Below are 23,405 nucleotides of genomic sequence, written 5' to 3'. Positions count from 1 at the left end.
GAGCCTGACGCGACATCGCAACCAGGCTCTTGTCGACGTGCCCATGCCTTGTGCCTGCTTTCGCTTGGCCTGGACGGCCCGACAGTCCAAACCCATCGTCATGGGTGGCACGTTCAGGGACATAGGATCACATGATCCATCTCCGCGACATGCAAATTGGCGAGTTTTCCGATTGCATCGCCTACTTCATCCCCGACTACGCGGAAGAGATTTCTGCCAATTATAATGAAGCCATCGGGGCCGCTCGCGCGCGAGCGGCGCGCGAAGTGAAAGCCGACTTGCCCTTGGGCGTTGATACGCCGGGTCAGGTCCTGCTTTGCATGGTGAGAGGCGATGAAGACGACGCGCCTGTCGGGTATCTTTGGTGCAAGCCCGAAGAGACCGTACACCGAGAAGCCAGGTCGCGCGTGGCCGCAGACAATGAAAAGGCGCAGCGCCTGTACCTGACGGCGGGCTATCGTGCGACAGGCATCAATATGAGAAAATCCATTTGCGGATGAAATGCTTCAACCGCGCCAGCCCATGCCTTCGAGCAGGGATTTGGTTTCATAGAGCGGCAGGCCGACAATGGTGGTGTAGCTGCCATTGATGTGGGTGATGAAGGCGCCAGCCATGCCCTGGATGCCGTAGCCGCCTGCCTTGCCCTGCCATTCGCCGCTGGCGACGTAAGCGGCGATCTCTTCATCGGTGAGGCGCTTCATCCGGACTCGGGCAAGGATGGTGCGCGACTGCACCCGGCCGTCCGGCGCTTTCACGGCAATCCCTGTGATGCACTGGTGAGACCGGCCTGACAGCAGGCGCAGGAAGGCTTCGGCTTCAACCGCGTCTTCGGCCTTTTCCAGGTTCCGTGTGCCCAGGGCGACTACCGTGTCGGCGGCCAGTACAAAGCCGTCGGCATCGCACGCCGCCGCCTTTTCCCGGGCGAGGCGTTCGGCCAACGCACGCGGGGACTCGTCCTTGCGGCGCGTTTCGTCAATGTCGGTGGGGGCGATGCGGGCCGGGACGATGCCGATCTGGGCAAGCAGGTCCCGCCGGCGCGGACTGGCGCTCGCAAGGATGAGCGGCGCGTGTCCGAAGCTCGCCATGCGTCTTACTTGAAGCGGTAGGTGATGCGACCCTTGGTCAGGTCGTAGGGGGTCATTTCAACCATGACCTTGTCGCCAGTCAGCACGCGGATACGGTTCTTGCGCATCTTGCCAGCTGTGTGGGCGATGATTTCGTGCTCGTTCTCGAGTTTGACGCGGAAGGTCGCGTTCGGCAGCAGTTCGACGACCGTACCTTCAAATTCAATCAGTTCTTCTTTCGACATGAAGTCTCCAAATTCAGAGCGGTCCGTTGCGCCGCCGAAACATATGTAGGGCGCGCCATAGCCGTTTGCACAGATTCCGGCAAGCGCGGAAGGTCAGAGGGGCTCGCGCTTGTCGGTCAGTCACCGCTGCCTTATGGCTGGAGGCACTGGAGGATGCCATGCTTGATCTTGATCGCTTCGTCGAAGATTGCCGTGTTGCGGTGGCCGCTGACCCGACACCCAAGACCGTACAGGACGTCGTGGCGCGCGCTTTCAGTGATCCGGCGGACGTGCTGGCCGCCGTTGGCGAGCCGACGGCGGGGGGAATTGTCCCGCTCCATGTCGCAGACGACCTCACGATCCTGAACGTGATCTGGAAGCCCGGCATGACGCTGATGCCGCACAATCACGAAATGTGGGCGGTTATCGGCGTCTATGGGGGCCGGGAAGACAATATCTTCTGGCGGCGCGTGCAGGACGCCCCGGACGGCCGTATCGAAGCCGCAGGCGCGAAGGCGCTGTCGACAGGCGATGTCACGCCGCTGGGCAAGAACGTGATTCACTCGGTTACGAACCCGATTCAGAAATTGACCGGTGCGATCCATGTCTATGGCGGCGACTTCTTCAAAATCCATCGCAGCGAATGGGATCCGGAACACCTTACAGAGCAGGCCTACGACATCGAAAAAGCGAAAGCCATGTTCGGTCGCTGAGCGGCGAATGACAGACCGGATGGCCGCCGGCCTAGCGCGTTTGGCCTGCATGCAGGGCGCAAATCAGGGTGAACACGCGGCGGGCGGTGTGGAAGTCGATCTTGACCTTACCTTCCAGTCGCTCGGCCAGGAGTTCGGACCCCTCATTGTGGATGCCGCGCCGGGCCATGTCGATCGCCTCGATCTGGTGCGGCGTCTGGTTGCGAATGGCGTCGTAATAGCTGTCGCAGATCATGAAATAGTCGCGGATCACGCCCCGGAACGGGCCCATCGACATGATGAATGTGTGGACGTCCTCGCCCGCCTCGTCGCGAATGGCGAACACCAGCTTGCGCTCGACCTGCGAGAGGCTGAGCGTATAGGGACCGCGATCATGGTCTGGCAGGGCGAAACTGTTTTCCTCGATCAGGTCGAAGATCGCGACGCGGCGCTCATGCTCGGCGTCCGGGCCCGACGCGCCGAGGGTCTCGTCGTCAATGCTGACGGATATCAGGCGGTTGTCACCCATCGCCCCCACTCCGGTTCGTGCGGATGGAGATCGAGCGCGCATGGGCTGGCAGGCCTTCGGCTTCAGCCAGACGCACCGCCGCCGGGGCCAGCGCAGCAAAGCCTTCAGGACTGACGCGCTGCACGCTCATCCGTTTGAGGAAATCATAGAGGCCGAGGCCCGAGCCGAAGCGCGCCGCGCGGCTGGTCGGCAGAACATGGTTCGACCCGGTGACATAGTCGCCGAGCGCTTCCGGCGTCAGGTGGCCGAGGAAGACCGCGCCTGCATGTCGGATCAGCGGCAGGAGGGCGTCCGGATCGGCGATGGCGAGTTCGAGATGTTCCGGTGCGATCTGGTTGGCAATGGCTGCTGCAGTTGCCAGATCAGGGACGGTGATGATGGCCCCGTGGCGCTCCCAGGACACACGGGCGCGTTCGCCCGTCGCCAATTCCTTCAACTGGTTTTCCACAGAGATTTCCACAGCTTTGCCCACAGCCTCATCCACAGTGATCAGGATCGACTGGCTGGACGGGTCATGCTCGGCTTGGGACAGCAGGTCGGCAGCCACCCAGTCCGGGTTGGCGGTGTGGTCGGCGATGATCAGGATTTCCGACGGACCGGCAATCGTGTCGATGCCGACACGGCCAAAGACCTGGCGCTTGGCTTCGGCCACGAAGGCGTTGCCGGGACCGACAATCTTGTCGACTGGCTTCAGGCGTCCGGCACCGAAGGCAAGGGCACCGACAGCCTGCGCGCCGCCGATCGGGTAGTATTCATGCACGCCGGCCTTGAGCGCGGCATAGGCAACGGCGGGAGCGAGTTCGCCGCCCGGTGCCGGCGCCACCATCACGATCCGCTCCACGCCGGCGATCTTGGCCGGAACCGTGTTCATCAGCACGGATGAGGGATAGCTCGCGCGGCCGCCGGGCACATAGACACCAACGCTTTCCAGCGCCGTCCAGCGCCAGCCGAGATCGACGCCTGCACTGTCGGTGAAGGCATGGTCAGCCGGGCGCTGCGCGGTATGATAGGCCGCGATGCGGTCGTGGGCGAAATCGATCGCTTCGCGCAGGTCTGCGGGGCAATCCGCAGCGAGCGCATGCAGGTTCACATTGTCGGATTCCAGCGTCGTCGGGTCGATCTGCAATTCGTCATACTTGGCGGTGTAGTCGGCAACGGCCTTACCGCCGAAGCCTTCGACATCTTCCAGTATCTTGCGCACGATGCTGGCGACATCATGCCCCGTGCCGCGATCCTCGGCGAGGAAGGCCGCAAATTCGCCCTTGAATGACGGCGTTTCGGAATTGAACCTGCGCAACACGTTACCGCCGCCTTTGCTCGTGGCTCGGCAGGTTGCGGGTCGGCCAGACATAATCGCTGTCGAGCAGGGTCGCGTCGAGCACTTCAACATCCAGCGTGATTTCGCCGTCACCTGCAAACAGCAGAGTCACGGTGCCGCCGGGCGGCTCGTCCGCTGGCGTGAACGTGGCTGAGAGCAGTGAGAGGATCAGTTCCGGATCGGTCTTGGTGACCGCGCGGGTTTTCGCGCCCAGGACGCCGTCAAAGGCAAGCAGCGAACGAACGCGAACGCCTTCCTTCGCACGCGGCTGGCCAGCCTCCCAGCGGAACCGGTTCAGTTCCAGCGAGAAACGATTCTTGCGCGCCTCGTATTTCAGGCTGCCAGCCTTGACGACCGAATCCTGGACTGCCGCTGCAATGACTTGAAGATCCTCGGCCGTTTCGGCCAGGAGACGCAGCGCGTGTGGTTCGGACATTGGGGCCCCTTATTCGTCCTCGCCCGACAGACGCTGGATATTGGCGCCGCAGGCATTCAGTTTCGCTTCCAACCGCTCAAACCCGCGATCCAGATGATAAATACGGTTCACCACAGTCTCACCCTGTGCGGCAAGCCCTGCAATGACAAGTGAGACCGACGCACGCAAGTCTGTTGCCATCACGGGAGCCCCGGTCAGCTGTGGCACGCCTTTGACGACGGCCTCCTGCCCCCGGACATTTATGTCGGCGCCAAGGCGTGACAATTCCGGCGCGTGCATGAAACGGTTCTCGAAAATCGTCTCGCGAATAATGCTGGTGCCATCGGCCAGGCTCATCAGGGCCATGAACTGGGCCTGGAGGTCGGTCGGGAAGCCCGGGTGCGGCTGGGTGGAGACGCTGACGGCCTTGAGGCGCGTGCCATTGCGGCGAATGCGAAGCGTCGACGCCGCCTCGTCGGCATCGACCGTGACGCCGGCTTCGCGCAGCTTGGCGATCATTGCGCCGAGGGCCTCGACCGGCGCGCCGACAAGCGTGACATCGCCGCCTGCAGCGGCGGCCGCCATGGCATAGGTACCGGCTTCGATCCGGTCGGGCATGACGGCGTGCGTGGTGCCGTGCAGTTTCTCGACGCCGGTGATGCGGATCGTCGACGTGCCGGCCCCGGTCACTTGCGCGCCCATGCTGTTGAGGCAGTCTGCGAGATCTTCGATCTCGGGTTCGCGTGCGGCGTTTTCCAGGACCGTGTCGCCCTTGGCCAGGGTGGCGGTCAGCATGGCGTGTTCGGTGGCGCCGACGCTGGGCATGGCAAACACGATATGCGCGCCCTTGAGGCCCTGGATCGCGGCCGCCTTCACATAGCCGCTCTCGACCTTGAGGTCAGCGCCCATGGCTTCGAGCGCTTGCAGGTGGAGGTCAACCGGGCGGGCACCGATGGCACAGCCGCCGGGTAGCGAGACGGTCGCATGCCCCGAGCGGGCAATCAGCGGGCCTAGCACGTTGAAACTGGCGCGCATTTTCCGCACCTGTTCATACGGCGCGATCGTACTTTTCAGCTCGGCCGCATTGAGGTGGCAGGTCGATTCGCCCTTCGGCCAGTAGACTTCGACGCCCAGTGTTTCGAGCAATTGCGCCAGGAAACGGGTGTCGGCCAGGCTCGGCATGTTGGTGAGCGTGATCGGCTCGTCGGTGAGCAGGCACGCGACCATGAGCTTAAGGGCCGAGTTCTTCGCGCCGGAAACGCGAATGCTGCCATACAGCTGGGCGCCGCCAATGATGTTCAATCTATCCATGGCGCGCACTTATAGAGCGGTTCACGGCGCGCGAAAGGCGTGATTGTGGAACCTTTAGGCGCAAACGCAGTCCATTCAGGGCAGGCTGGTCTCAAGCCAAGCTAACTGGCAGCGCCTGAAGCCCACGCAAACCCGACCGTCTGATCCATTTTAGTGCGTCGGGCGGTGTCTTCAGCGCCATGTTTGGCGCGCGCCGGAAGAGTTCAGACAGCGCAATCTCAGCCTCTGCTTTGGCAAGGTGTAGCCCCAGGCAGATGTGCGGGCCGTTGCCCCACCCCAGGTGGCGGTTAGGGCGACGCGCAAGGTCCAGCGCCAACGGATCATCGAACACGGTCGGGTCCACATTTCCGGCGGCCAGCAAAGCCATGATCTTGTTGCCCTTTTTCAGAGCCTGGCCCTCGAATTCCATGTCTTCGCGAACGAAGCGCGGCTTCGTCATCTGCACGGGCCCGGTAAACCGCATCAGCTCATCGACAGCGACTGACAGCGCGTCGCCCTCGAGGCGGCCGAAGGCTTCACGCGCAGCTGGCTCTGTCAACAGGGTGAAGATGCTGGCCGAGAGCAGGTGCGTTGTGGTTTCGTGGCCCGCAACGAAGAGCACGAAAACCATCGTGACCAGCTCGTCCTCGCTCAACTTCTCGCCTTCCTGTTCGGCATGGACAAGTTCGCTCATCAAGCCGGGGCGCGGATTGGTGCGCAATTCTATGAGTTCCCTGCGCAGGGCCTTCAGCAAAGGGCTGAGCGCAAAGACCGCGCGCAACATCATCAGGGGGGATTCTCCCCCGCTGAACGCGCCCATCGCCACGTCAAACCGGGCCCGCGTCGCCTCGCTCATGCCCAGAACCGTGTAGATCACCTGTAGCGGCAGCTTGCGACAAAATCCGGACACAAGGTCCGGGTCACCGCTGGCAATGTGTTCATCCAGCAGCCGGTTGACCTGGTGCTGGATTTGCGGCCGCATGGCCTCGATGCTGGTCCGCCGGAACGGGCCGTCCGCCAGTTGCCTCAGTCGCCGATGGTCCGGATCGTCGAGCGAGAGGACATTGTTTGCCAGCATGCGAAAAACCTTGGGCAGGAACGGCATGCCAAACGCTGATTTGTGGCCTGCATTGCGCGCGTCCACGGCGAAATGGTCAGTATCCTTGAGCAGGGCCTGTGTGGCGACGTATTGGGTCGAGCACAGCATCGGCCCAAAGAGAGGTAGTGTGATTTCGCAAAACGGTCCCTGTTCAACCAGCTGTGCCAGCGTCGCATGGGGCGAACGCTTGAAAGCTTGCGAGGACAGGTCCGGTCGGTTCATTCGCGCTTGTCGTCGGCCAAGGGTGGTGAGTCGTCCCTGGTCTTCCGGACAGCGGCCTTGCGCCGCTTCAGATTCGCCCGCAGCGCCTCGGCGCGACGGATGGCTTTTGCAGGGTCTTTTGGCGTGTGGGACATTTCAAACAGCTTTTCGCGGCTAAACGGTCTTTTCATATGGTAAGTCATAAGCTAAAGCCGCGATTTGCAAACGGCAACGCCGCGGTAGCTCAGTGGTAGAGCGCGTCATTGGTAATGACGAGGTCGGGAGTTCAATTCTCCCTCGCGGCACCAGTTTTTTCTCTGGTTTTCAACGTATCGCTGGCTTCGTACTGCCCTTGTGCTTCGCCAAACCGTGTTCGCACTGATCGCATGCGCCTCAGCTCTCATGGCCGGGACGATCAATCATTTCACAGTCAGTGTGCTCACAGGGAATGAGTTGCGCTTCCAAAGCAAGACCGATTAGTGTCCGCCTGTAAATTCGCCAATCGTTCCTCGGGCCGCCAAGACGATTGGCCTGCAGCTTCGAACGAAAATGCGATACCGTTCCCATCCTCGTAATGAGGGACATGAGAGTAATTCATGGATTTTGATTTCGAGTACGTGACTCATCATGTTCACGGTCGGGACGTGACGTTCGCGCTGCGCAGGGGGATCAGCGATCCGCTATCTGGATGGCATCCGGTCCGGCAAACTCCAGGTTGATACATTGTTGTATTTTAACTTTCGCGCCGACGAACTTGGCCGCCCGATGACGGTCGTCGACGTCGGGGCCAATATCGGAGCGCTCTCGCTCCCGCTCGCCGTGTCCGGTCACCGGGTGCTCAGCATAGAAGCGGATCCGAACAACTATGCCTGCCTGCTGGCCGCGAAGAGGGCCAATCCGGGCGCCAACCTCCTCCCCGTCAACCTGGCCGCGACGAGCCGCTTTCGGATGGTGTTTCTAGAAAGTGACAGCGCCTGGACGCAAGTTACGGACTCACCGGCTTCCGGCCGGTCGGCACTCGGCATGCCACTCGTCGATATCATCGAGACGTTCGAGTTTGCAGATGCCGACCTGATCAAGATGGACATCGAGGGATCCGAGTTCTCCGCCCTGACGGCCATAGAGCCCCTCATCGCGAACAATCCGGATGTTGAATTTGTCTATGAGAGCAATTTTGAGGCCTGCGACTTTTATGGCCATAGGCGCCAGGACCTGGCGCGCCGGTTCGAGGACCTCGGCTATTCACTCTATTGCTTTCGTCCGCAGGGCGACCTGATGCGATATGCCAGTTCTCTGCCGCAGGGGCTCGCCATCGTCGATATGCTGGCCACGAAGCGCGACATGTCAGGCGTCGGATACGCGCCTGTCGTGGACTATGATTACGAATGGGCTGAGCTGGAAATCCGGAAAGCCTTGAACCGGCCCATGGAGGTCCAGCAAAAACATGCACTGAGCGACCTCAAATATTGTCGGCCCGCACTCCTCGACAGCGGCGTGTGGAAACGGGCCTATCAGGCTTACCTCAAAAAGAATCCGGCTTCCGCGTCAGGGTCTTAACCGCGCAAACAGTACAGTCAGGGAACATGATGGCGGCCCACCATTGAACGGCAGGCCGCGCCGGACAATGCCTGCAACACCCGACACAGCAATAATTCCCCCCCAAAACGTAGAACGTCCCGATGCCAAGGCAACGGGACGTTCTCAAATCCTGCCTGATCCGTCGGGATCAATGCATCGGCCACGCGTCGGCCAATAACCCCGCCTACATATTACACTTCGTCTTCAGGAAGCGATCAATCTGGTTCAGGATGTCGCCCTTGTGCTCAGGCAGCCATTTGTTCCCCTGATGCCCCATTTGCTTGTACACGATGAACTCGCTGTCAGGCTGCCGACTCTTGATCGCATTGTAGAATTCGCGGCTGTGGAAGATTGGCACACGGACGTCATAGTCACCATGGTAGAGCAAGATTGGAATGTTCACCTTGTCGGTGTTCTGCTGGGGATCCATGCCATCAACTGTGTCGCCCTGCACGATGCGCTGGATGCGGTTGTCGCCCCATTCGTTCGCCAGCTTGGCGAGGTTGCCTACACCGGCGCCTGCGATCGCACACTGGTAAGGGCTGTTCGGCCGGACGGACGCGGCAATTGCGGCAAACCCGCCATAGGAATAGCCGTGGATGGCAATCTTGTCGGCATCGACATAGCCCTTCTGGACGAGCCAAGCGGCGCCATCATCCTTGTCGTCCTGCATTTTCTGGCCCCACTCGCCGTCACCGGCCAGCCAGAGTTCACGTCCCCAACCGGAGCTGCCGCGATACTGGGGCTGCATGATGATATAGCCGCGGCTGGCGAAAAACTGCGTCCAGCCCGACGAATCAAACCCGGCATAGTCACGCGCCCAGGGCCCGCCGTGCGGTACCATGATGGCACCCTTTGCCTTGTCGCCATCCTTGAAGCCAGCAGGATAGGTGATCAGGGCCGGAATCTTCATGCCATCGCGGGCGGTGTAATAGACGAACTCACCTTTGCCGAGGGAATTTTCGTCGATCCACGGACGCTGTGAACCGATTACGGCCACTTTCGACTTGTCGACCAGCACGTAATAGGCGGGCGGCGAATTGGGGGCCGCGACCTGGAACAGGACGCGATTGCGATCTGCCGTATAATCGGTCAGCGAGACATGCTTGCCCGGGAATGCCGCGTCGAGACCATCCTGAATGCCCTTCATTTCGGAATCAAGCCAGTAGTCCGTGCTTGTCGCGCCATCATAGGTGAAACCGATAAGGTCGCCAAAGTCTTCTGCGCGCCGCGAGAAGATCAGGTTCGAAATGTCGAACTCAGGATGGGCGAGCACGGCGGTGTCGCTGAATGTATTTGCTGCCGCGTCGTAGAGGTAGACCGTGGTCTTGTCCGAAAACTTGTCGGTGATGACGAAATACTTGCCGGTTCCATTCTGGCGACCAACAACATTCATTGTGTAGCGATTGGCGATCTCGGTCGCCAGAGCGTCCTCACGATTGAACTTGCCGTTGGCATCCGGAAGGCTGATGTACTGGCGCCAGGCGCCGCCCTCGTATTCCAGTTCCGTGCGGGCAACCGGCATGCCGTCCTTGTCGGAAATCTGGATCGCCTGCGTATCGCTAGCCTTGTAGAGGAATTTTTCACGGCCATTGGACAGGTCGTGCGAGAAAAAGCTGGTGCCGTTCTTGGTCGACGCGCGCGAAATCACGATCTTGGTCGGGTCCAGCGGCAGGAGTGACGCGATATTGGTCTCGCCTACAAGCTCGAAGCAGCGCAACGTATCCTTGTTGGCACCGATCTCGGCCCGGCCATCGGGCAGGTCGTCGATTTTCGTGATCTTCTCGTTGCCCATATAGGCTTTCTCGAGATACTTTTTGGTCGCGCCTGTGTCGCGGCCTTCGCCGCAACCATATAGCGCGCCGATATAGGGCTGGACCGTGAACCAGAGGGACTGCTTGTCCTTCAGGGCCGCCGCCGCGTAGAAGATGGTCTTTCCGCTATTTGGCGTGATCGCCGTCGGCATGAGTGGCTTGGTCGTATCGATCTTGCCGGAAAGGTCCCAATAGGCTGCTGCGGTTGCTTCGCCATTCTGCGAAGGATCAGCGATCACGCCGACCAGCATGTCTCCCTCGAGCGACATGGAAACACTTGAAACATTGGGATATTTGGAAAAATCTTTGCTTGAAAGAGGCTCAGCGTGCGCAACCAGGGCGCTGGCAATAAGCGCGGCGGAACCCGCCGCGACGAAGCGTTTCAACATCTTTAATTCCTCCAAAGTGAAGAGTCTGCATTATTTTCCGGGCGGGGTAACGTCAAGGGCAGCTTGCATGGGTGGCTTTGAATTTCGGCATCTATATTCAACCGAAGCTCAGAATTCCAAGGCAAAATGTTGCCGAAAAAACACACCAAGGGGTCGAAATACCCGCCACATTAAGAATCTGTCATAAAGACTTGTCAGGACGGTTTCCAGAGCGTCAACGTGTTGTCAGACCCGGAGGTGCAAATCGGGGTAGTCGGCGCTTGCGCCAACGAAAAGCTTTTTTTAAGATCAATAGTTAGGGGTAGTAACAATGAATAGACGAGCATTTCGTCTTTCCGTCTTCGGTAGCGTCGCGATCAGCGCGCTGGTTCTCTCGGGTGCAGTAAATGCGCAAGAAGCGGATCCAGCCAGCACCGAGGACGACACCGTCATTTCCGTTATCGAGGAAGCTCCGGCCGATGCCGAGTCTCGTCAGGAAAAAATCGTTGTTACGGGCTCGCTGCTTGCGCGCGACAACTTTGCTTCGTCTTCGCCTATTCAGGTGATCACAGCTGAAGTTGCGACCTTGGAAGGTCTCGTCGACACCGCAGCCCTGCTGCAGGGGTCTTCGCTAGCTTCCGGCTCAACCCAGTTGAACAACACGTTCCAGAATTTCGTCACGAATGGCGGCATCGGCGCACAGACCATCGACCTTCGCGGTTGCGGCGACACCCGTACGCTGGTCCTGATTGACGGCAAGCGCCCCGGTCCCGCCGGTACGCGCGGTTCGATCGCAGCACTCGACCTGAACGTCCTTCCGCAGTCGATCATCTCGCGCGTTGAGATTCTGAAAGATGGCGCATCGACGATCTACGGTTCGGACGCCGTGTGTGGTGTTGTCAACATCATCACCCGCGACTCGGTCGACAGCCTCGAGCTGAACTTTCAGGCGACCCGCCCATTCGATAGTGGCGGCGAGCAGTATTCGGTCAGCGGCGCCTATGGTTTCCAACTTGGCGATTTTGCTGACTTCACGATTTCGGCCGAATACCGTCTGTCCGAAGAGTTGGACACGAGCCAACGTGACTATCTCGACTGTGCGCGCGACTACGTCCGCAGCGAAAATGGCACGGGTCTGATCGATCGCCTGAACTTTTCGGCACAGGGCGATCCAAACCAGAACTGTAGCAACCTTTACCACAACACAGCCATCGACGCCTTCACCGGTGAGCGTCTCATCCCGTCGCCAGACGGCATCTCGGGTGCGACAGGCACTGGTGCGTTCATCCCAGGCTACCGTCCCCGCGTCGGCACCGGTTACACGGCCGACGGCGCTGCCTATTTCGAAGACATCCTCGATGGTCCGTTCCTCGACAATCGGGACTTCATTCCGCGCAACGAAAACATCTCGCTCTTCGGTACAGCTGACGTCGACCTTGGCGGCATCGCCTGGGACACGGAGTTGTTGTTCAGTCGTCGTGAAACCAGTGTCGAAGGCTGGCGCCAGTTCTTCCCGGTTGTTGGGTCCGGTTCCCTATGTGGTTTCTGTGGCTACATCGATGATCCGACCTACGACAACGCAGCTGGCGGTTTGATGCAGATTGTTGCGCCATTCCCAACGGTCGACGACATCCAACTCGACTACTACTATGCGAGTTCGTCGCTTTCCGGCGGTTTTTCACCCGGCATTCTCGATGACTGGTCGTGGAAAATTGACGGCAGCTACTCGCGCGGTGAAGGTAGCTATGGCGGCAACGAGATTCTTCTCTCGAAGTCGGGCGACTGGAACTATGATGGCGTTGCAGACATTGATGGTGACGGCGTCGCCGACACTATCGCGCCTCCAAGCATCGACTTCTTGAATCCGGACATTCTCTCCGGCGCAGCTGTCAACGATCTCGTAGCAGCTATTGGTGGCTATCAGACCGGGAACACGGTCTACGAGCAGACGACCTTCACGGGCGTGCTTGCTGGTGAAGTGTTCGAATTGCCTGCAGGTCCGGTAGGCCTCGGTCTCGGTGCTGAGTACCGCGAATTCTCGATCGACGATCAGCCGGGTGTCCTGACCCAGGGTGGCGACATCTGGGGTTCGTCGACGGCTGGCCCGACCAAGGGCACAAACAGCGTTTCGGAAGTCTTCGCCGAAATCAACGTTCCGCTGTTCAAAGGCGCTCCACTGGCTGAAGATGTCGAGTTCGCAGGCTCCGTCCGTGCATTCGACTACGACATCGGTGGCTCGGGTACGATCTACAAAGTGGGCCTGAACTGGCAGATCAACCCGGTTCTGCGTGCACGTTCGAGCTACGGCACGTCCTACCGCGCACCGGCCCTGTTCGAGCTCTTCCTCGAAGACCAGACCGGTTTCCAGAGCCAGACTAGTATCGACCCATGCGTCAACTGGGCAGATACTACCAACCCGAACATTCGTGCTAACTGCGCGGCTGCGGGTGTCCCGGACAATTACACAGGCGCCGGTTCGTCGGCGCTCGTGATTACATCGGGTGGTGGCGAACTGCTCGAGCCGGAAACAGGTGACACGTTCACCGCTGGTATCATCTGGACTCCAACCTTTGCTGACCTGAACATCGCTGTCGACTATTACGAAATCGAAATTCAGGACCAGATCACCAGCCTTACGGCTGGCCAGATCGTTGGCGGTTGCTACGGAACCACGGCTTACCCGAACGATTTCTGTTCCCTGTTCGAACGTGCTCCAGGCACGGCAACGGTCGGCGCGTACAAAGTTGACAACATTCAGGCACCAACCCTGAACGTTGATTCCCAGTCGCAGAATGGCATCGACCTTGAAGTGCGTTACACGAACGAGTTCAACTTCGGCACGCTGATTGTCGACGGCTCTGTCAACTGGGCCTTCGAACGTTACATCAACGTGTTCGGTTCCGACTTCGTGTCCGGCATCTCGGACAACGACTTCAACGGCACTATCGGTTATCCGAGCGTTGTCGGTGATGCGTCGGTCCGTCTTGACCGTGGTGACTGGACCTACACCTGGTTCACCGACTTCATCGGTCACCAGGACGACAACCGCTACTATAGCGCTGACTATAACGATCCACAGGCATACTTCGCTCTGACCGGCCGCTATAAGGTCTACACCGAAGCACAGTGGACGCACGGCATGTCCGTTCGCTGGACGGGTGACACGTGGACGCTTACCGGTGGTATCCGGAACATCTTCGACGAGCACCCACCACAAGTGTCTGACCTCGTTCAGACCAGCGCCGGTAACACGCCGGCGGCAGCAACGGGCTACGACGTCCGCGGTCGCCGTGCCTTCGTCAACGTCAGCAAGAAGTTCTAGTCACAAGAACTCCCAAAATCAGAGACCGGCGGAACAGTGTTCCGCCGGTCTTTTTTTGTCCGGAATGTCGAGAATTGCCTGTCCCCGCAGGCAAGACGCTGTCAGGCCAGCGTCTTGCGCATGGCGTCCTGCCAGCCCTTGAGGAGGGCCGCGCGTTCTGTTGCCGCCATCCTGGGCGTGAAGCGCACGCCCTGCACCTGACGCTCGGTCCAGTCCTTCGCGTCGAGCCAGCCAAGCTGCATCGCCGCCAGCGCCGCTGCGCCGAGCGCCGTCATTTCGCGATAGTCGGGCCGCAGCACGGGCCGGTCGCAGATATCGGCCAGGAACTGCATCAGCCAGTCATTCGCCACCATGCCGCCATCAACACGCAGTTCGCGGATTTCGGCGCCGTCGGCGGCGAAGGCGTCAAGCAGATCCCGCGTCTGGTAAGCGGCTGATTCAAGCCCGGCACGCACGAGGTGCGCCGCTGTCGTCGCCCGCGTGATGCCGCTGATCGTGCCGCGCGCATCGGCGTTCCAGTGCGGCGCGCCCAGCCCGGTAAAGGCCGGCACGATATAGACACCACCATTGCCCTTAAGGCCCGAGGCGATGCTTTCGGTATCCTCCGCCGAGGCCACGATGCCGAGATCGTCGCGCAGCCATTTCACCACTGTGCCGGCATTGAAGATAGAGCCTTCGAGGGCCATCGCGCCGCCGCCGGGCAATTCATAGCCCACCGTACCGAGCAGACGATGCTGTGAATTCGGCCGCTCAGCGCCTGCATTCGCCACAAGGAAAGCGCCTGTCCCATAGGTGATCTTGGCCATGCCGGGCGCAAGACACCCCTGCCCCACCAGAGCCGACTGCTGGTCGCCCGCCGCTGACAGGATCGGCAGCGCCGCGCCGAGCAGGCTCTCGTCACTCATGCCGAAGTCCGCCGCATTCGGCTTGACCTCCGGCAACAGGCTGGCAGGTACATTGAACAGCGCCGCCATCGCATCGCTCCAGCCGCCGTCTTCACCGAGGCCGAGGCGATAGAGCAGCGTGCGCGAGGCGTTCGTCACGTCCGTCGCGTGCACGCGTCCGCCCGTCAGCTTCCAGATCAGGAAACTCTCGACTGTGCCGAAGGCGAGTTCGCCTGCCTCGGCCCGCGCCCGTGCGCCATCGACCGAATCGAGAATCCAGCCGATTTTCGTGGCCGAAAAATACGGGTCGAGCAGAAGGCCTGTTTCCTTCTGGACAGCAGGCTCATGGCCGTCGGCTTTCAGCTTCTCGCAGACCCGCGCCGTGCGCCTGTCCTGCCACACGATGGCGGGGGCTATGGGCTTGCCGGTCGCCCGTTCCCAAACGAGAGTCGTTTCGCGTTGGTTGGTAATGCCGATTGCGGCAATCTCACTCACGCCGCCAGCCGCTTCCACCGCTTCACGGCACACTGCCAGCGTGCGCTCCCAGATTTCCTCGCCGTCCTGCTGCACCCATCCGTCTTCCGGATAGGCCAGCGACACGTCCTGCTGTGCGAGCGAAACCTGCGCAAAAACCCGGTCGAACACGATGGCCCGCGTGGACGTGGTCCCCTCGTCGATCACCAACAGCTTGTCCGGCTTGGCCATGTCACTCATCTCCCGCAAAAGGGTGATCTTGGCCCAGCCCGCCGGGCCGCGCAATCATGCCCGGCCTATACGGTCAGGCCGGCTGTCTCCATCAGCTCGGCAAAGGCGAGCGTGGTGCGGTCGCCATAGGGTGCTCCGATCACTTGCAAGCCAATTGGCAGGCCTGTCGCGCTCTTCGCCACCGGCACACATGTGGCCGGCAGGCCCGGGAATGTGGCAAGGCCCGCCCAGGCAAGCTGCGCGCCATAAGGTTGCGGCTGGCCGTCAATTATGAGCGTCCGGTTGGCCCAGTTCGGATCGGTCTGGTACGGGAAGGCGGGCGTGCTGAATGCGGGCGCGATGACAATATCGAAGTCGTCGAACGCACTGCGCCAGGCACGGGTGACGCGCATCTGTTCATCAAGCAATTCCATCCAGGCATGTGCATCAATCGGCTCCGCTCCGGGCGCGCCACGCGTGATCACCGTGTTCAGCATCTTCAAATAGTTCGAGTGCATCCGGTCGAGGCGCGGCAGTACACTTGTGTCATCTGATACGGTCGCGCCTGCGTCTGAGAGCGCGTCTGCCAGGCTCGACAACGCATCACGCGTGTCCGAATCGCCTCCCACGCCGGGTAATTCTCCCAACATGAGAACGCGGAAATCTTTCAGCGCGCCATGGCGCGCCTGAGGCAGGTCGAGCCTGAACCCGGTTCCTGTGACCGGTCCGGATATCACGTCCATCGCGGCAACAAGGTCGCCTGCATTGCGCGCCATCGGTCCGACCACCGCCAGCGGCACGTCAATGCCGTCCGTACCCGGAAACCCATGTCCTTTCGTCGGTACGATTCCATAGGTTGGCTTATGGCCGAACACACCGCACATGTGGGCTGGAATCCGGATCGACCCGCCAATGTCGGATCCGATCTCGAGCGGCACCAGGCCGGTCGCCAGCGCAACCGCAGCGCCGCCGGACGATCCGCCCGGCGACCGCGCCGGATCATAGGGATTGAGCGTGCGCCCGTAGACCGGGTTTTCCGTCTGCCAGTCTGCAAGCGCCACCGGCGCGTTCGTCTTGCCGAGTATCACCGCGCCGGCCGCCTTCAGGCGCTGCACGACCACGGCATCTTCTTCTACCGGAAGGTCCTTGAACGCGGCCATGCCCCACGTCGTCGGCAGGCCGGCAACGTCATTCGATTCCTTCACCGTCATCGGCACGCCCAGAAACGGGCGGGCGTCATCGGACTGACGCGTCTTGTCTATATGCCTCGCGGCGGCCAGCGCGCGATCGAAGTCGCGCACAACGACGGCATTCACCGGACCGTCAAAATGTTCGATCCGCGCAATGGCCGCTTCGCAGGCATCCAGAGCTGTTATGATCCCGGTACGCACCGCTTTGGCTGTGTCTCTCGCACCGGCTGAGCCAAGGTCCACCATTTCCCGTTGCGGCATCATCTTTCTCCCTCTTCCGGTGCAAAGGTAGCACGCCAAGAGAAAGGTTCAACGTGGATCGCGCCGCGGCCCCCGGTCACCGAACCACCAGAGCGTGGCGGCCGTCGCCGTCTCGACGATCTCGCCCCGTGCCGCTGCGCCACTGCCAAGAAAGACCAGCCCCGTGATCACCCATAACAGGAGCGTCAGGCATGGCCGGGTTAGGCCGCGCACGGCGTTGACCCACTTGTAGCTTTCCCCAATGGCCGCCTCCGCCGCAAGCGACGCGCTGAGCCCTTGCCAGCCGCCTGCCACATCGGCGAGGCGCAGGTCGTCCTCGCTGGCCTGACGCTTCGCCTGCATTTGCATGTCCATCAGGCGGCTCTCATGTGCCCAGGCGCCCGTTCCTGCGCCTGGTCCTGCCGCCGCTCAACAAGACCCGCGGCGCGGCCAATCACCGATCCCATCAGGCCGAATATCCCGCCCCCTGCTGCGCTCGCGGCCAGTCCTGCTATGTCTGCCATGAAGCTGCACTCCGCCTGTAATACCAGCGCGTAGGCACGGCCCGCCTGTCGAGATGGATGAAGGTCCGGGCGAGGCCAGTGCCTGAAAAGCCGAGGCGCTCGGCCGCAGTCAGTAGCGCAAACCGGTCATGCCCCGTCAGGGTGAGATCGACCGCAATCGTCCTGCGCATGGATTGCCGCGCGCCGCCGACCGATGCATTCCACTGCTCGCAACGATGCCCGGAATTCACGACCAGAGGCCGGCCTATCGCCGCGCGCAGGGCTTCGAGCGCGTCGAGAAAGCCTTCATCGTGCCAATACTCACCATGGCACAAATGCCCGCCGCACCGGCAAGCCAGTTCGCGCGGACTGAAATGCGGCCGGTGCCAGCCAGCAAGGTCAAAGTCGGGGAAATGGGCGATCAGCATGGGCGCCATTATGCGCCCGGCGACACCCCGGTCGGAAAAGTTCAGCCCGCCTGCCGCTGTCCATGCGCAGGCGAGCTGAGAAATTGCGGGAAAGACGTTGGCCTATCCGGCAGTGACCGTGGTTTTGGGAGCGGCATAAGCCTGCCGTTTGGCCAGCGCATCGCGCGCTCCATTATATTCACGCTCCAACTGGTCGACATAATCAGCCGTCGACATGCGGGTCTGGATCGCGCCAATGCCCTGGCCGCAGCCCCAGATGTCTTTCCACGCCTTGGCTTCCTGATTGCCGCCAGAACTGAAATTCATGGCCGACGGATCGGATTCCGGCAAATTGTTCACATCCATGCCCGCCTTGGCGATCGATGGTGCCAGGTAATTGCCGTGCACGCCGGTGAAGAGATTGGAATAGACGATGTCGCCCGCCTTGGAGTCGACAATCATGTCCTTGTATCCTTCGACTGCATTGGCTTCGTGGCATGAGATGAACGCGGACCCGATATAGCCGAGATCGGCGCCCATGGCCTGCGCAGCGGCGACGGCATTGCCGGTCGCGATCGAACCGGACAGGGCCAGCGGCCCGTCGAAGAACTGACGGATTTCCTGGATCAGGGCAAAGGGCGAAAGCGTGCCCGCATGGCCGCCCGCGCCGGTGCAGACCGCGATCAGACCATCGGCACCCTTTTCAAGCGCTTTGTGCGCAAAGACGACATTGATGATGTCGTGCATGACGATGCCGCCATAGGAATGGATCGCATCGTTCACATCCTGCCGCGCGCCGAGCGAGGTGATCACCAGCGGTACTTTCCAGCGTACGCAAGCCTCGACGTCATGGTCCAGCCGGTTATTCGTCTTGTGAACGATCTGGTTGACGGCATAGGGCGCGGACTTGCGGTCAGGGTTCTTCTCGTCCCACTCGGCCAGTTCGGTCGTGATCTTGTCGAGCCATTCGTCCAGCACCGGGCCGGGGCGTGCGTTCAGCGCCGGGAAGCTGCCAACCACACCGGCCTTGCACTGGGCGATCACGAGATCCGGGTTCGAGATGATGAACAGGGGCGAGCCGATGACGGGGACGCGCAGGTTTTGCAGAACGGGTGGCAGGGCCATGAAATTTCCTCACAGGACAAAAGCGTTGCTAACTAACTAGAAGCCCCCGGTTCGGGGACAAGCGGTAACGTAGGGACAGGCGGGCGCGCCGCCTATCCCAGTTTGAGGCTGTCGACGCTGACAACCTCGTTGATCAATTGGTCGATGTCTTTTGGCGCGATCTGGCCACTCAGGATCAGCATGGCCAGCCCGTGCACGAGCGCCCAGGCGCGCAGCACGCCCGCCTTGCGCTGTGCATCGCTGGCCGTGGGCCCGGCAAGGTCCGAGATCGACTGGCGCAGCAGCCAGCCGGGTGAGTCTTCGGGGTTCGGGCAACTCGGGTCCGCCGCCGCAGGCAACGAGGAATAGACCAGCCGGAACAGGGCGGGATTGTTCATCGCGAAGCGCACATAGGCGCGGCCCATTTCAGTGAAGCCTTCCTTGCCGCCCGCCTTGCCGGCCACCTTCTGCTCACGCGCCAACTGGGCCAGTCCTTCGTCCGCGAGCGCCGACAGAAGGGAATCCTTGTCCGGGAAATGCCGGTAGATCGCTGTTGCGCTGACCCCGATCTCACGGGCGATCTCACGCAGGCTCAGCGATTCTGCGCTGCCTTCTTCAAGCTTCTTCAGCCCGGTTGCGATCAGGGCGACCCGCAGGTCGCCATGATGGTATCCGCCTCTGGGCGATCTTATGTTGACAGTGTTATCATTCGCGTTCATGTTAGTGCTGTAAACATTATTGTCTCGAGTTTCAACCCCGGAGTTTTCCCATGGCCAGTCCCGTCGAAGCCCTGATCAAGAAGAATGTCACCAAAGGCATCATGAAGGTTGTCGAGTTCAATCGCTCCCGCCCCCGGTTGGGCAACAAGGAAAACACGTTCCTCACTGGCGTCCACACCCCGGTCGACGCCGAGATGACGCTGGAAGACCTTGCAGTGACGGGTGAAATCCCCGCCGCGCTCGACGGGCGCTACCTGCGCATTGGGCCGAACCCCGTCACCAATCCCAACCCGGCCACCTATCACTGGTTCAGTGGCGACGGCATGATCCACGGCGTGCGCCTGAAGCAAGGCAAGGCGCTTTGGTACCGCAACCGCTGGGTCCGCTCCAATGCCGTGTCCGCCGCCCTTGATGAGACTCCTGCCCCCGGCCCGCGCCGCGGCACGCAGGATAATGCGAACACGAACGTCATCGGGCATGCCGGCAATACCTGGGCCCTTGTCGAGGCGGGCGCCTTCCCCGTGCGCCTGAATGACGAGCTCGACACGCTGGCGCACGACCCGTTCGGCGGCACGCTGAAAGGCTCCTTCTCCGCCCACCCGCATCTCGATCCCGAGACCGGCGAGATGCACGCCATCACCTATTTCGCGATGGACCCGTCGACGATCCATCACACAGTCGTCGATGCCAGCGGCAAGGTGATCCGCGAGGAGCCCATCTCGGTCGAGCATGGTCCTTCGATCCACGATTGCGCCGTCACAAAGCAATATGTCGTCATCATGGACCTGCCCGTCACCTTCTCGATGAAGACGCTGCTCGCCGGCCAGTCCTTTCCGTATCGCTGGAACCCGGCGCACAAGGCCCGCATCGGCCTGATGCCGCGCCAAGGCACCAATGACGACGTCATCTGGTGCGATATCGAGCCCTGCTATGTCTTCCATCCCTGCAATGCCTATGAGAACGCGGCAGGCGAAGTGATCATGGATGTCAGCGTCCACGACCGCATGTTCGCCGACGGCAAGAACGGGCCTGATTCCAACACAGTCACGTTCGAGCGCTGGACCATTGACCCCGTCGCCCGGAAAGTCACCCGCGCGACGCTCGACGCCGCGCCACAGGAATTCCCACGTCCTGACGAGCGCTTCACCGGCAAGAAATACCGCTACGCCTTCACCATGGCCCTGCCGGAAGAACACGGGTTCGAAGTCTTCGACCAGACGAAACTGTTCAAGCATGACCTCGATGCCGGCACCCGAGAGATCCACGATTTCGGCCCCGGACGCGTACCCGGCGAATTCGTCTTCATTCCGCGTAGTGACGATGCGCCTGAAGGCGACGGCTGGCTGATGGGCTATGTCATCGACCGGAACACGGGCACGACCGACCTCGCCATCCTCGACGCGACCAACTTCACCGCGCCGCCGGTCGCCCTCGTCCACGTCCCCCACCGCATCCCGCCCGGCTTCCACGGCAACTGGGCGCCCACGGAGTAAGTTACGCAGCGCTCAACCGGCACTGAAGCTGACCGTGTCGGCAACTCGCCAAAAGGCGACGCAGCACTTGTTCAAAGCAATGACCGGAATGACGCCGACAAGAGATGAAGAGACCAGCCACCTTTCGGCCCGCTGCGACCAACGCGATTTTCCGGTCGTGCCCCAAATGGCGTGAGCCAATGCGCCAACCAAACTGATCACCTGTTCGTCACTTGTCAGCCGCAGGATCATTTTGAACTTGCCTGAAACGGCCGAGAGATAGTCGCGAAATTCAACACGCCGCTGCGCGATCAGACAAGACGGCGGCGCCGGCTTGACCTAGGCTGCGCAGCGGGACTCTTTCTCGGTATTTTGACGCATCAGCCGCGCGATCAGCCCATTCAGCGCTTTCATGTCAATCGGCTTCGGCAAATGCGCGTCCATACCGGCCGCCTCGTATTCTGCGGCGTGGCTGTCTAGCCCATTGGCCGTCAGTGCCACAATCGGAATGCGGCTTGCCACGCCGGTCATTTCGCGGATACGCCGGGTCGCTGTCTGCCCGTCCATGTCCGGCATCTGGATATCCATCAGGATGACATCAAACACCGCGCCTTCGATCAGCGCCTGGATGGCCTCCGGCGCCGAAGCAAAGCTCGCAACATTATGGCCCGAAGCCGACAGGCCCACCTCGATCAGGTCCCGGTTCATCTCGACATCATCGACCACCATGACCCTCGCACCGACGGATGTCCGCCGATCCTCTTCCAGTTCGTCTTTATCGGGAGTGTGACTTGCAACCCTGCGACCCCTCATCCCCGGCCTTGTCCCGGGGGAGAAGGGGGCGTGTGGCGCAGGCGTATTGCCTCACCCCACCCGCGCGCTGCCGCCGCCATCCACCGGCAGCACAGCGCCCGTGATGAACCGCGCCTCGTCGCTTGCCAGGAACAGAGCCGCATGGGCGGTGTCCCAGCCGGTGCCCATGAATTTCATCGGCACATTCTTTGATCGTTCCTCGCGCAGCTCTTCCATCGAAATCCCGCGCGCTGCCGCGATGCCGCCAATCGCCATCGGCGTGTCCATCAGGCCCGGCGTGACCGCATTGCAGCGCACCCCGCGCGACGCGCCGCTGAGGGCCACGCTGCGCGTCATCCGGTTCATCGCCGCCTTAGACACTTCATAGGCCATCTGGAAGCCGCCTGCGATCGAGGCGAGCGACGAGATGTTGACGATAGCGCCGCTGCGTTGGTCCAGCATGCCTGGCATCGCCGCCTTGGTGACCAGCCACGCGCCCTTCAGGTTCACCCGCAGGATACGGTCAAACGCGTCCTCGGTCAGCTTGTGTGCGGGACCGTCGCCATTTCCGCCGATACCGACATTGTTGACGAGAATATCGACCCGACCGAACGCGTCGATACAGTCCTGCACGATCCGGCTCGCATCGCCCATATGGGAAATGTCCGCCGCGCAGGCCTTGGCCACGCCGCCCTGGCTTTCGATCCCGGCAACCGTTTCAGCGGCCCGCGCGCCGTCCCGGTCAACACACAGGACACTTGCCCCTGCGCGCGCGAACAGCAGCGCCATCGCCTTGCCGTTGCCAATGGTCTCGCCCGGCGTCTGCCCGGCGCCGTTGACAATCGCTACCTTGCCCGCAAGGCGTCCGCTGACGTCGCCGAGGCTCACCGTTCGAGGTCCGGGTCCGATTCCAGGTCTGCATCCAGCTGCACGCCGAACGAGTTCAGCATCATCGACACCTGCGTGTACTGGCCGACGGTCATCACCAGGTCCATGCGCTGTTTCTCGGTCAGGCCGTCAAGCTCCCCCCATGTCCGGTCGGTGATGAAGGCATCGGTCGTCAGCTCGTCCACGGCGCGGATCATCGCGCTTTCCAGCGGCGACCAGCTCGGTGCCAGCGGGCCCTCCTTGATGTGATCGATCTCCAGGTCGGTCAGGCCGCATTCCTTGCCGATCCGCACATGCTGCGCCCATTCATAGCCGGATTTCCAGTTATAGCCCGTGCGAAGGATGACAATCTCGCGCTCGCGCGGGGCAAGGCTGTTGTAATCCGACAGGATATAGCCGCCCCAGCGCATAAACGACTTGAACGCTTTCGGCGCCCGGCCCAGCGTGCGGAAAATATTGTAGACGGGCCGACCCTGGAACGTTTTCTCCAGCGTCTCCTTCTGTTCGGCGTCCATCTCTGCATCGGTCAGCGGTGCGATCCGCGCTTTGTCCAGTCTCATCTGTAGGTGCCCTCCTGCTTGGCGGCGCGTCTACACCTGCCCATTTCA

Annotated in this window: 25 protein-coding genes and 1 tRNA gene; 6 read left to right on the top strand and 20 right to left on the bottom strand. The window is 61.3% G+C overall.

Going from position 1 to position 23,405, the window contains the following annotated elements; genetic code table 11:
* Positions 1-131 precede the first annotated feature (131 nt).
* On the top strand, positions 132-500 hold the full coding sequence (locus ACESNB_RS14910; protein WP_373008693.1) for a GNAT family N-acetyltransferase: 369 nt from the start codon (positions 132-134) through the stop codon (positions 498-500).
* A 6-nt stretch (positions 501-506) separates the two neighbouring features.
* On the opposite strand, the gene ACESNB_RS14905 is transcribed toward ACESNB_RS14910, so the two are convergent.
* The gene (locus ACESNB_RS14905) at positions 507-1,085 is read right to left on the bottom strand and encodes a nucleoside triphosphate pyrophosphatase (protein WP_373008691.1); all 579 of its coding nucleotides are present in this window, start codon (positions 1,083-1,085) and stop codon (positions 507-509) included.
* A gap of 5 nt (positions 1,086-1,090) precedes the next feature.
* Entirely contained in the window at positions 1,091-1,309 is a 219-nt protein-coding gene (infA, locus tag ACESNB_RS14900; RefSeq protein WP_045654549.1) for a translation initiation factor IF-1, read from the bottom strand.
* Between the two features lie 158 nt (positions 1,310-1,467).
* Between infA and ACESNB_RS14895 the strand changes: the two genes are divergently transcribed.
* Positions 1,468-2,001, top strand: a complete 534-nt coding sequence (locus ACESNB_RS14895; protein ID WP_373008689.1) for a hypothetical protein — start codon at positions 1,468-1,470, stop codon at positions 1,999-2,001.
* Between the two features lie 31 nt (positions 2,002-2,032).
* Here ACESNB_RS14895 and ACESNB_RS14890 read toward each other — a convergent pair whose 3' ends face one another.
* The 6 genes from ACESNB_RS14890 to ACESNB_RS14865 form a co-directional block, all read right to left on the bottom strand.
* The gene (locus ACESNB_RS14890) at positions 2,033-2,509 is read right to left on the bottom strand and encodes a UPF0262 family protein (protein WP_373008687.1); all 477 of its coding nucleotides are present in this window, start codon (positions 2,507-2,509) and stop codon (positions 2,033-2,035) included.
* On the bottom strand, positions 2,502-3,806 hold the full coding sequence (gene hisD / locus ACESNB_RS14885) for a histidinol dehydrogenase (protein ID WP_373008786.1): 1,305 nt from the start codon (positions 3,804-3,806) through the stop codon (positions 2,502-2,504). Before hisD ends, ACESNB_RS14890 begins: the two co-directional genes overlap by 8 nt.
* A 4-nt stretch (positions 3,807-3,810) precedes the next feature.
* Entirely contained in the window at positions 3,811-4,263 is a 453-nt protein-coding gene (locus ACESNB_RS14880) for a DUF2948 family protein (protein WP_373008685.1), read from the bottom strand.
* Positions 4,264-4,272: 9 nt separating this feature from the next.
* Positions 4,273-5,553: a UDP-N-acetylglucosamine 1-carboxyvinyltransferase gene (murA, locus tag ACESNB_RS14875; protein ID WP_373008683.1), complete on the bottom strand. Its 1,281-nt coding sequence runs from the start codon at positions 5,551-5,553 to the stop codon at positions 4,273-4,275.
* Between the two features lie 91 nt (positions 5,554-5,644).
* Positions 5,645-6,853 (bottom strand): cytochrome P450, encoded by a 1,209-nt coding sequence (locus ACESNB_RS14870; RefSeq protein WP_373008681.1) that lies wholly within the window; start codon positions 6,851-6,853, stop codon positions 5,645-5,647.
* Entirely contained in the window at positions 6,850-7,023 is a 174-nt protein-coding gene (locus tag ACESNB_RS14865; protein WP_373008679.1) for a hypothetical protein, read from the bottom strand. The genes ACESNB_RS14870 and ACESNB_RS14865 overlap by 4 nt, the downstream gene beginning before the upstream one ends.
* Positions 7,024-7,065: 42 nt before the next feature.
* Here ACESNB_RS14865 and ACESNB_RS14860 point away from each other — a divergent pair.
* Both ACESNB_RS14860 and ACESNB_RS14855 read left to right on the top strand, forming a co-directional pair.
* Positions 7,066-7,140, top strand: a tRNA-Thr gene (locus tag ACESNB_RS14860).
* A gap of 415 nt (positions 7,141-7,555) precedes the next feature.
* Complete coding sequence (locus ACESNB_RS14855; protein WP_373008676.1) at positions 7,556-8,389, top strand: FkbM family methyltransferase; 834 nt, start codon at positions 7,556-7,558, stop codon at positions 8,387-8,389.
* A 205-nt stretch (positions 8,390-8,594) separates the two neighbouring features.
* On the opposite strand, the gene ACESNB_RS14850 is transcribed toward ACESNB_RS14855, so the two are convergent.
* Positions 8,595-10,493, bottom strand: coding sequence for an alpha/beta hydrolase family protein (locus tag ACESNB_RS14850; RefSeq protein WP_373008674.1), 1,899 nt, complete (start codon positions 10,491-10,493; stop codon positions 8,595-8,597).
* A gap of 430 nt (positions 10,494-10,923) precedes the next feature.
* Between ACESNB_RS14850 and ACESNB_RS14845 the strand changes: the two genes are divergently transcribed.
* A complete protein-coding gene (locus ACESNB_RS14845) occupies positions 10,924-13,914 on the top strand; it encodes a TonB-dependent receptor plug domain-containing protein (RefSeq protein ID WP_373008672.1) in 2,991 nt (996 codons plus the stop codon).
* 101 nt (positions 13,915-14,015) lie between these two features.
* Here the strand turns inward: ACESNB_RS14845 and glpK are convergent, their stop codons facing one another.
* The 7 genes from glpK to ACESNB_RS14810 all read right to left on the bottom strand — a co-directional run bounded on the left by glpK (position 14,016) and on the right by ACESNB_RS14810 (position 19,645).
* Positions 14,016-15,503, bottom strand: coding sequence for a glycerol kinase GlpK (gene glpK / locus ACESNB_RS14840; RefSeq protein WP_373008670.1), 1,488 nt, complete (start codon positions 15,501-15,503; stop codon positions 14,016-14,018).
* A 65-nt stretch (positions 15,504-15,568) separates the two neighbouring features.
* Positions 15,569-16,936 carry an amidase family protein gene (locus tag ACESNB_RS14835; RefSeq protein ID WP_373008668.1) on the bottom strand — a complete coding sequence of 456 codons (1,368 nt, stop codon included), beginning with the start codon at positions 16,934-16,936 and terminating at the stop codon, positions 15,569-15,571.
* A gap of 45 nt (positions 16,937-16,981) precedes the next feature.
* A complete protein-coding gene (locus ACESNB_RS14830; RefSeq protein WP_373008666.1) occupies positions 16,982-17,287 on the bottom strand; it encodes a hypothetical protein in 306 nt (101 codons plus the stop codon).
* Positions 17,287-17,436 carry a hypothetical protein gene (locus tag ACESNB_RS14825; RefSeq protein ID WP_373008664.1) on the bottom strand — a complete coding sequence of 50 codons (150 nt, stop codon included), beginning with the start codon at positions 17,434-17,436 and terminating at the stop codon, positions 17,287-17,289. The genes ACESNB_RS14830 and ACESNB_RS14825 overlap by 1 nt, the downstream gene beginning before the upstream one ends.
* Positions 17,424-17,843 carry a D-Ala-D-Ala carboxypeptidase family metallohydrolase gene (locus tag ACESNB_RS14820; protein ID WP_373008662.1) on the bottom strand — a complete coding sequence of 140 codons (420 nt, stop codon included), beginning with the start codon at positions 17,841-17,843 and terminating at the stop codon, positions 17,424-17,426. The genes ACESNB_RS14825 and ACESNB_RS14820 overlap by 13 nt, the downstream gene beginning before the upstream one ends.
* Before the next feature lie 102 nt (positions 17,844-17,945).
* Entirely contained in the window at positions 17,946-18,947 is a 1,002-nt protein-coding gene (locus ACESNB_RS14815) for an NAD(P)H-dependent flavin oxidoreductase (RefSeq protein ID WP_373008660.1), read from the bottom strand.
* Between the two features lie 92 nt (positions 18,948-19,039).
* Entirely contained in the window at positions 19,040-19,645 is a 606-nt protein-coding gene (locus ACESNB_RS14810; RefSeq protein WP_373008658.1) for a TetR/AcrR family transcriptional regulator, read from the bottom strand.
* 50 nt (positions 19,646-19,695) lie between these two features.
* Here ACESNB_RS14810 and ACESNB_RS14805 point away from each other — a divergent pair, with 50 nt between their 5' ends.
* Positions 19,696-21,138: a carotenoid oxygenase family protein gene (locus ACESNB_RS14805; RefSeq protein WP_373008656.1), complete on the top strand. Its 1,443-nt coding sequence runs from the start codon at positions 19,696-19,698 to the stop codon at positions 21,136-21,138.
* Positions 21,139-21,150: 12 nt separating this feature from the next.
* On the opposite strand, the gene ACESNB_RS14800 is transcribed toward ACESNB_RS14805, so the two are convergent.
* The 4 genes from ACESNB_RS14800 to ACESNB_RS14785 all read right to left on the bottom strand — a co-directional run bounded on the left by ACESNB_RS14800 (position 21,151) and on the right by ACESNB_RS14785 (position 23,357).
* Complete coding sequence (locus ACESNB_RS14800; RefSeq protein ID WP_373008654.1) at positions 21,151-21,369, bottom strand: hypothetical protein; 219 nt, start codon at positions 21,367-21,369, stop codon at positions 21,151-21,153.
* Between the two features lie 87 nt (positions 21,370-21,456).
* The gene (locus tag ACESNB_RS14795) at positions 21,457-21,846 is read right to left on the bottom strand and encodes a response regulator (RefSeq protein WP_373008652.1); all 390 of its coding nucleotides are present in this window, start codon (positions 21,844-21,846) and stop codon (positions 21,457-21,459) included.
* 135 nt (positions 21,847-21,981) lie between these two features.
* Positions 21,982-22,797: an SDR family NAD(P)-dependent oxidoreductase gene (locus tag ACESNB_RS14790; RefSeq protein WP_373008650.1), complete on the bottom strand. Its 816-nt coding sequence runs from the start codon at positions 22,795-22,797 to the stop codon at positions 21,982-21,984.
* On the bottom strand, positions 22,794-23,357 hold the full coding sequence (locus ACESNB_RS14785) for a carboxymuconolactone decarboxylase family protein (RefSeq protein ID WP_373008648.1): 564 nt from the start codon (positions 23,355-23,357) through the stop codon (positions 22,794-22,796). Before ACESNB_RS14785 ends, ACESNB_RS14790 begins: the two co-directional genes overlap by 4 nt.
* Between the last annotated feature and the right edge of the window lie 48 nt (positions 23,358-23,405).

Source organism: Hyphomonas sp. (assembly GCF_041689225.1).
Lineage (GTDB): Bacteria > Pseudomonadota > Alphaproteobacteria > Caulobacterales > Hyphomonadaceae > Hyphomonas.
Note: the sequence above shows the minus strand (reverse complement) of the source record. Positions and strands in the feature narration are given on the sequence as shown.

What these genes read in the sequence shown, in the direction of transcription:
- ACESNB_RS14830 (WP_373008666.1), bottom strand. Translation starts at nt 17,287, where the DNA reads ATGGACATGCAAATGCAGGCGAAGCGTCAGGCCAGCGAGGACGACCTG.
- infA (WP_045654549.1), bottom strand. Translation starts at nt 1,309, where the DNA reads ATGTCGAAAGAAGAACTGATTGAATTTGAAGGTACGGTCGTCGAACTG.
- ACESNB_RS14795 (WP_373008652.1), bottom strand. Translation starts at nt 21,846, where the DNA reads ATGGTGGTCGATGATGTCGAGATGAACCGGGACCTGATCGAGGTGGGC.
- ACESNB_RS14905 (WP_373008691.1), bottom strand. Translation starts at nt 1,085, where the DNA reads ATGGCGAGCTTCGGACACGCGCCGCTCATCCTTGCGAGCGCCAGTCCG.
- ACESNB_RS14890 (WP_373008687.1), bottom strand. Translation starts at nt 2,509, where the DNA reads ATGGGTGACAACCGCCTGATATCCGTCAGCATTGACGACGAGACCCTC.
- ACESNB_RS14910 (WP_373008693.1), top strand. Translation starts at nt 132, where the DNA reads ATGATCCATCTCCGCGACATGCAAATTGGCGAGTTTTCCGATTGCATC.
- ACESNB_RS14845 (WP_373008672.1), top strand. Translation starts at nt 10,924, where the DNA reads ATGAATAGACGAGCATTTCGTCTTTCCGTCTTCGGTAGCGTCGCGATC.
- ACESNB_RS14870 (WP_373008681.1), bottom strand. Translation starts at nt 6,853, where the DNA reads ATGAACCGACCGGACCTGTCCTCGCAAGCTTTCAAGCGTTCGCCCCAT.
- ACESNB_RS14800 (WP_373008654.1), bottom strand. Translation starts at nt 21,369, where the DNA reads ATGATCCTGCGGCTGACAAGTGACGAACAGGTGATCAGTTTGGTTGGC.
- ACESNB_RS14815 (WP_373008660.1), bottom strand. Translation starts at nt 18,947, where the DNA reads ATGGCCCTGCCACCCGTTCTGCAAAACCTGCGCGTCCCCGTCATCGGC.
- ACESNB_RS14785 (WP_373008648.1), bottom strand. Translation starts at nt 23,357, where the DNA reads ATGAGACTGGACAAAGCGCGGATCGCACCGCTGACCGATGCAGAGATG.
- ACESNB_RS14825 (WP_373008664.1), bottom strand. Translation starts at nt 17,436, where the DNA reads ATGGCAGACATAGCAGGACTGGCCGCGAGCGCAGCAGGGGGCGGGATA.
- ACESNB_RS14850 (WP_373008674.1), bottom strand. Translation starts at nt 10,493, where the DNA reads ATGTCGCTCGAGGGAGACATGCTGGTCGGCGTGATCGCTGATCCTTCG.
- ACESNB_RS14865 (WP_373008679.1), bottom strand. Translation starts at nt 7,023, where the DNA reads ATGAAAAGACCGTTTAGCCGCGAAAAGCTGTTTGAAATGTCCCACACG.
- ACESNB_RS14835 (WP_373008668.1), bottom strand. Translation starts at nt 16,936, where the DNA reads ATGATGCCGCAACGGGAAATGGTGGACCTTGGCTCAGCCGGTGCGAGA.
- ACESNB_RS14810 (WP_373008658.1), bottom strand. Translation starts at nt 19,645, where the DNA reads ATGAACGCGAATGATAACACTGTCAACATAAGATCGCCCAGAGGCGGA.
- ACESNB_RS14880 (WP_373008685.1), bottom strand. Translation starts at nt 4,263, where the DNA reads ATGTCCGAACCACACGCGCTGCGTCTCCTGGCCGAAACGGCCGAGGAT.
- ACESNB_RS14820 (WP_373008662.1), bottom strand. Translation starts at nt 17,843, where the DNA reads ATGCTGATCGCCCATTTCCCCGACTTTGACCTTGCTGGCTGGCACCGG.
- murA (WP_373008683.1), bottom strand. Translation starts at nt 5,553, where the DNA reads ATGGATAGATTGAACATCATTGGCGGCGCCCAGCTGTATGGCAGCATT.
- glpK (WP_373008670.1), bottom strand. Translation starts at nt 15,503, where the DNA reads ATGGCCAAGCCGGACAAGCTGTTGGTGATCGACGAGGGGACCACGTCC.
- ACESNB_RS14805 (WP_373008656.1), top strand. Translation starts at nt 19,696, where the DNA reads ATGGCCAGTCCCGTCGAAGCCCTGATCAAGAAGAATGTCACCAAAGGC.
- ACESNB_RS14895 (WP_373008689.1), top strand. Translation starts at nt 1,468, where the DNA reads ATGCTTGATCTTGATCGCTTCGTCGAAGATTGCCGTGTTGCGGTGGCC.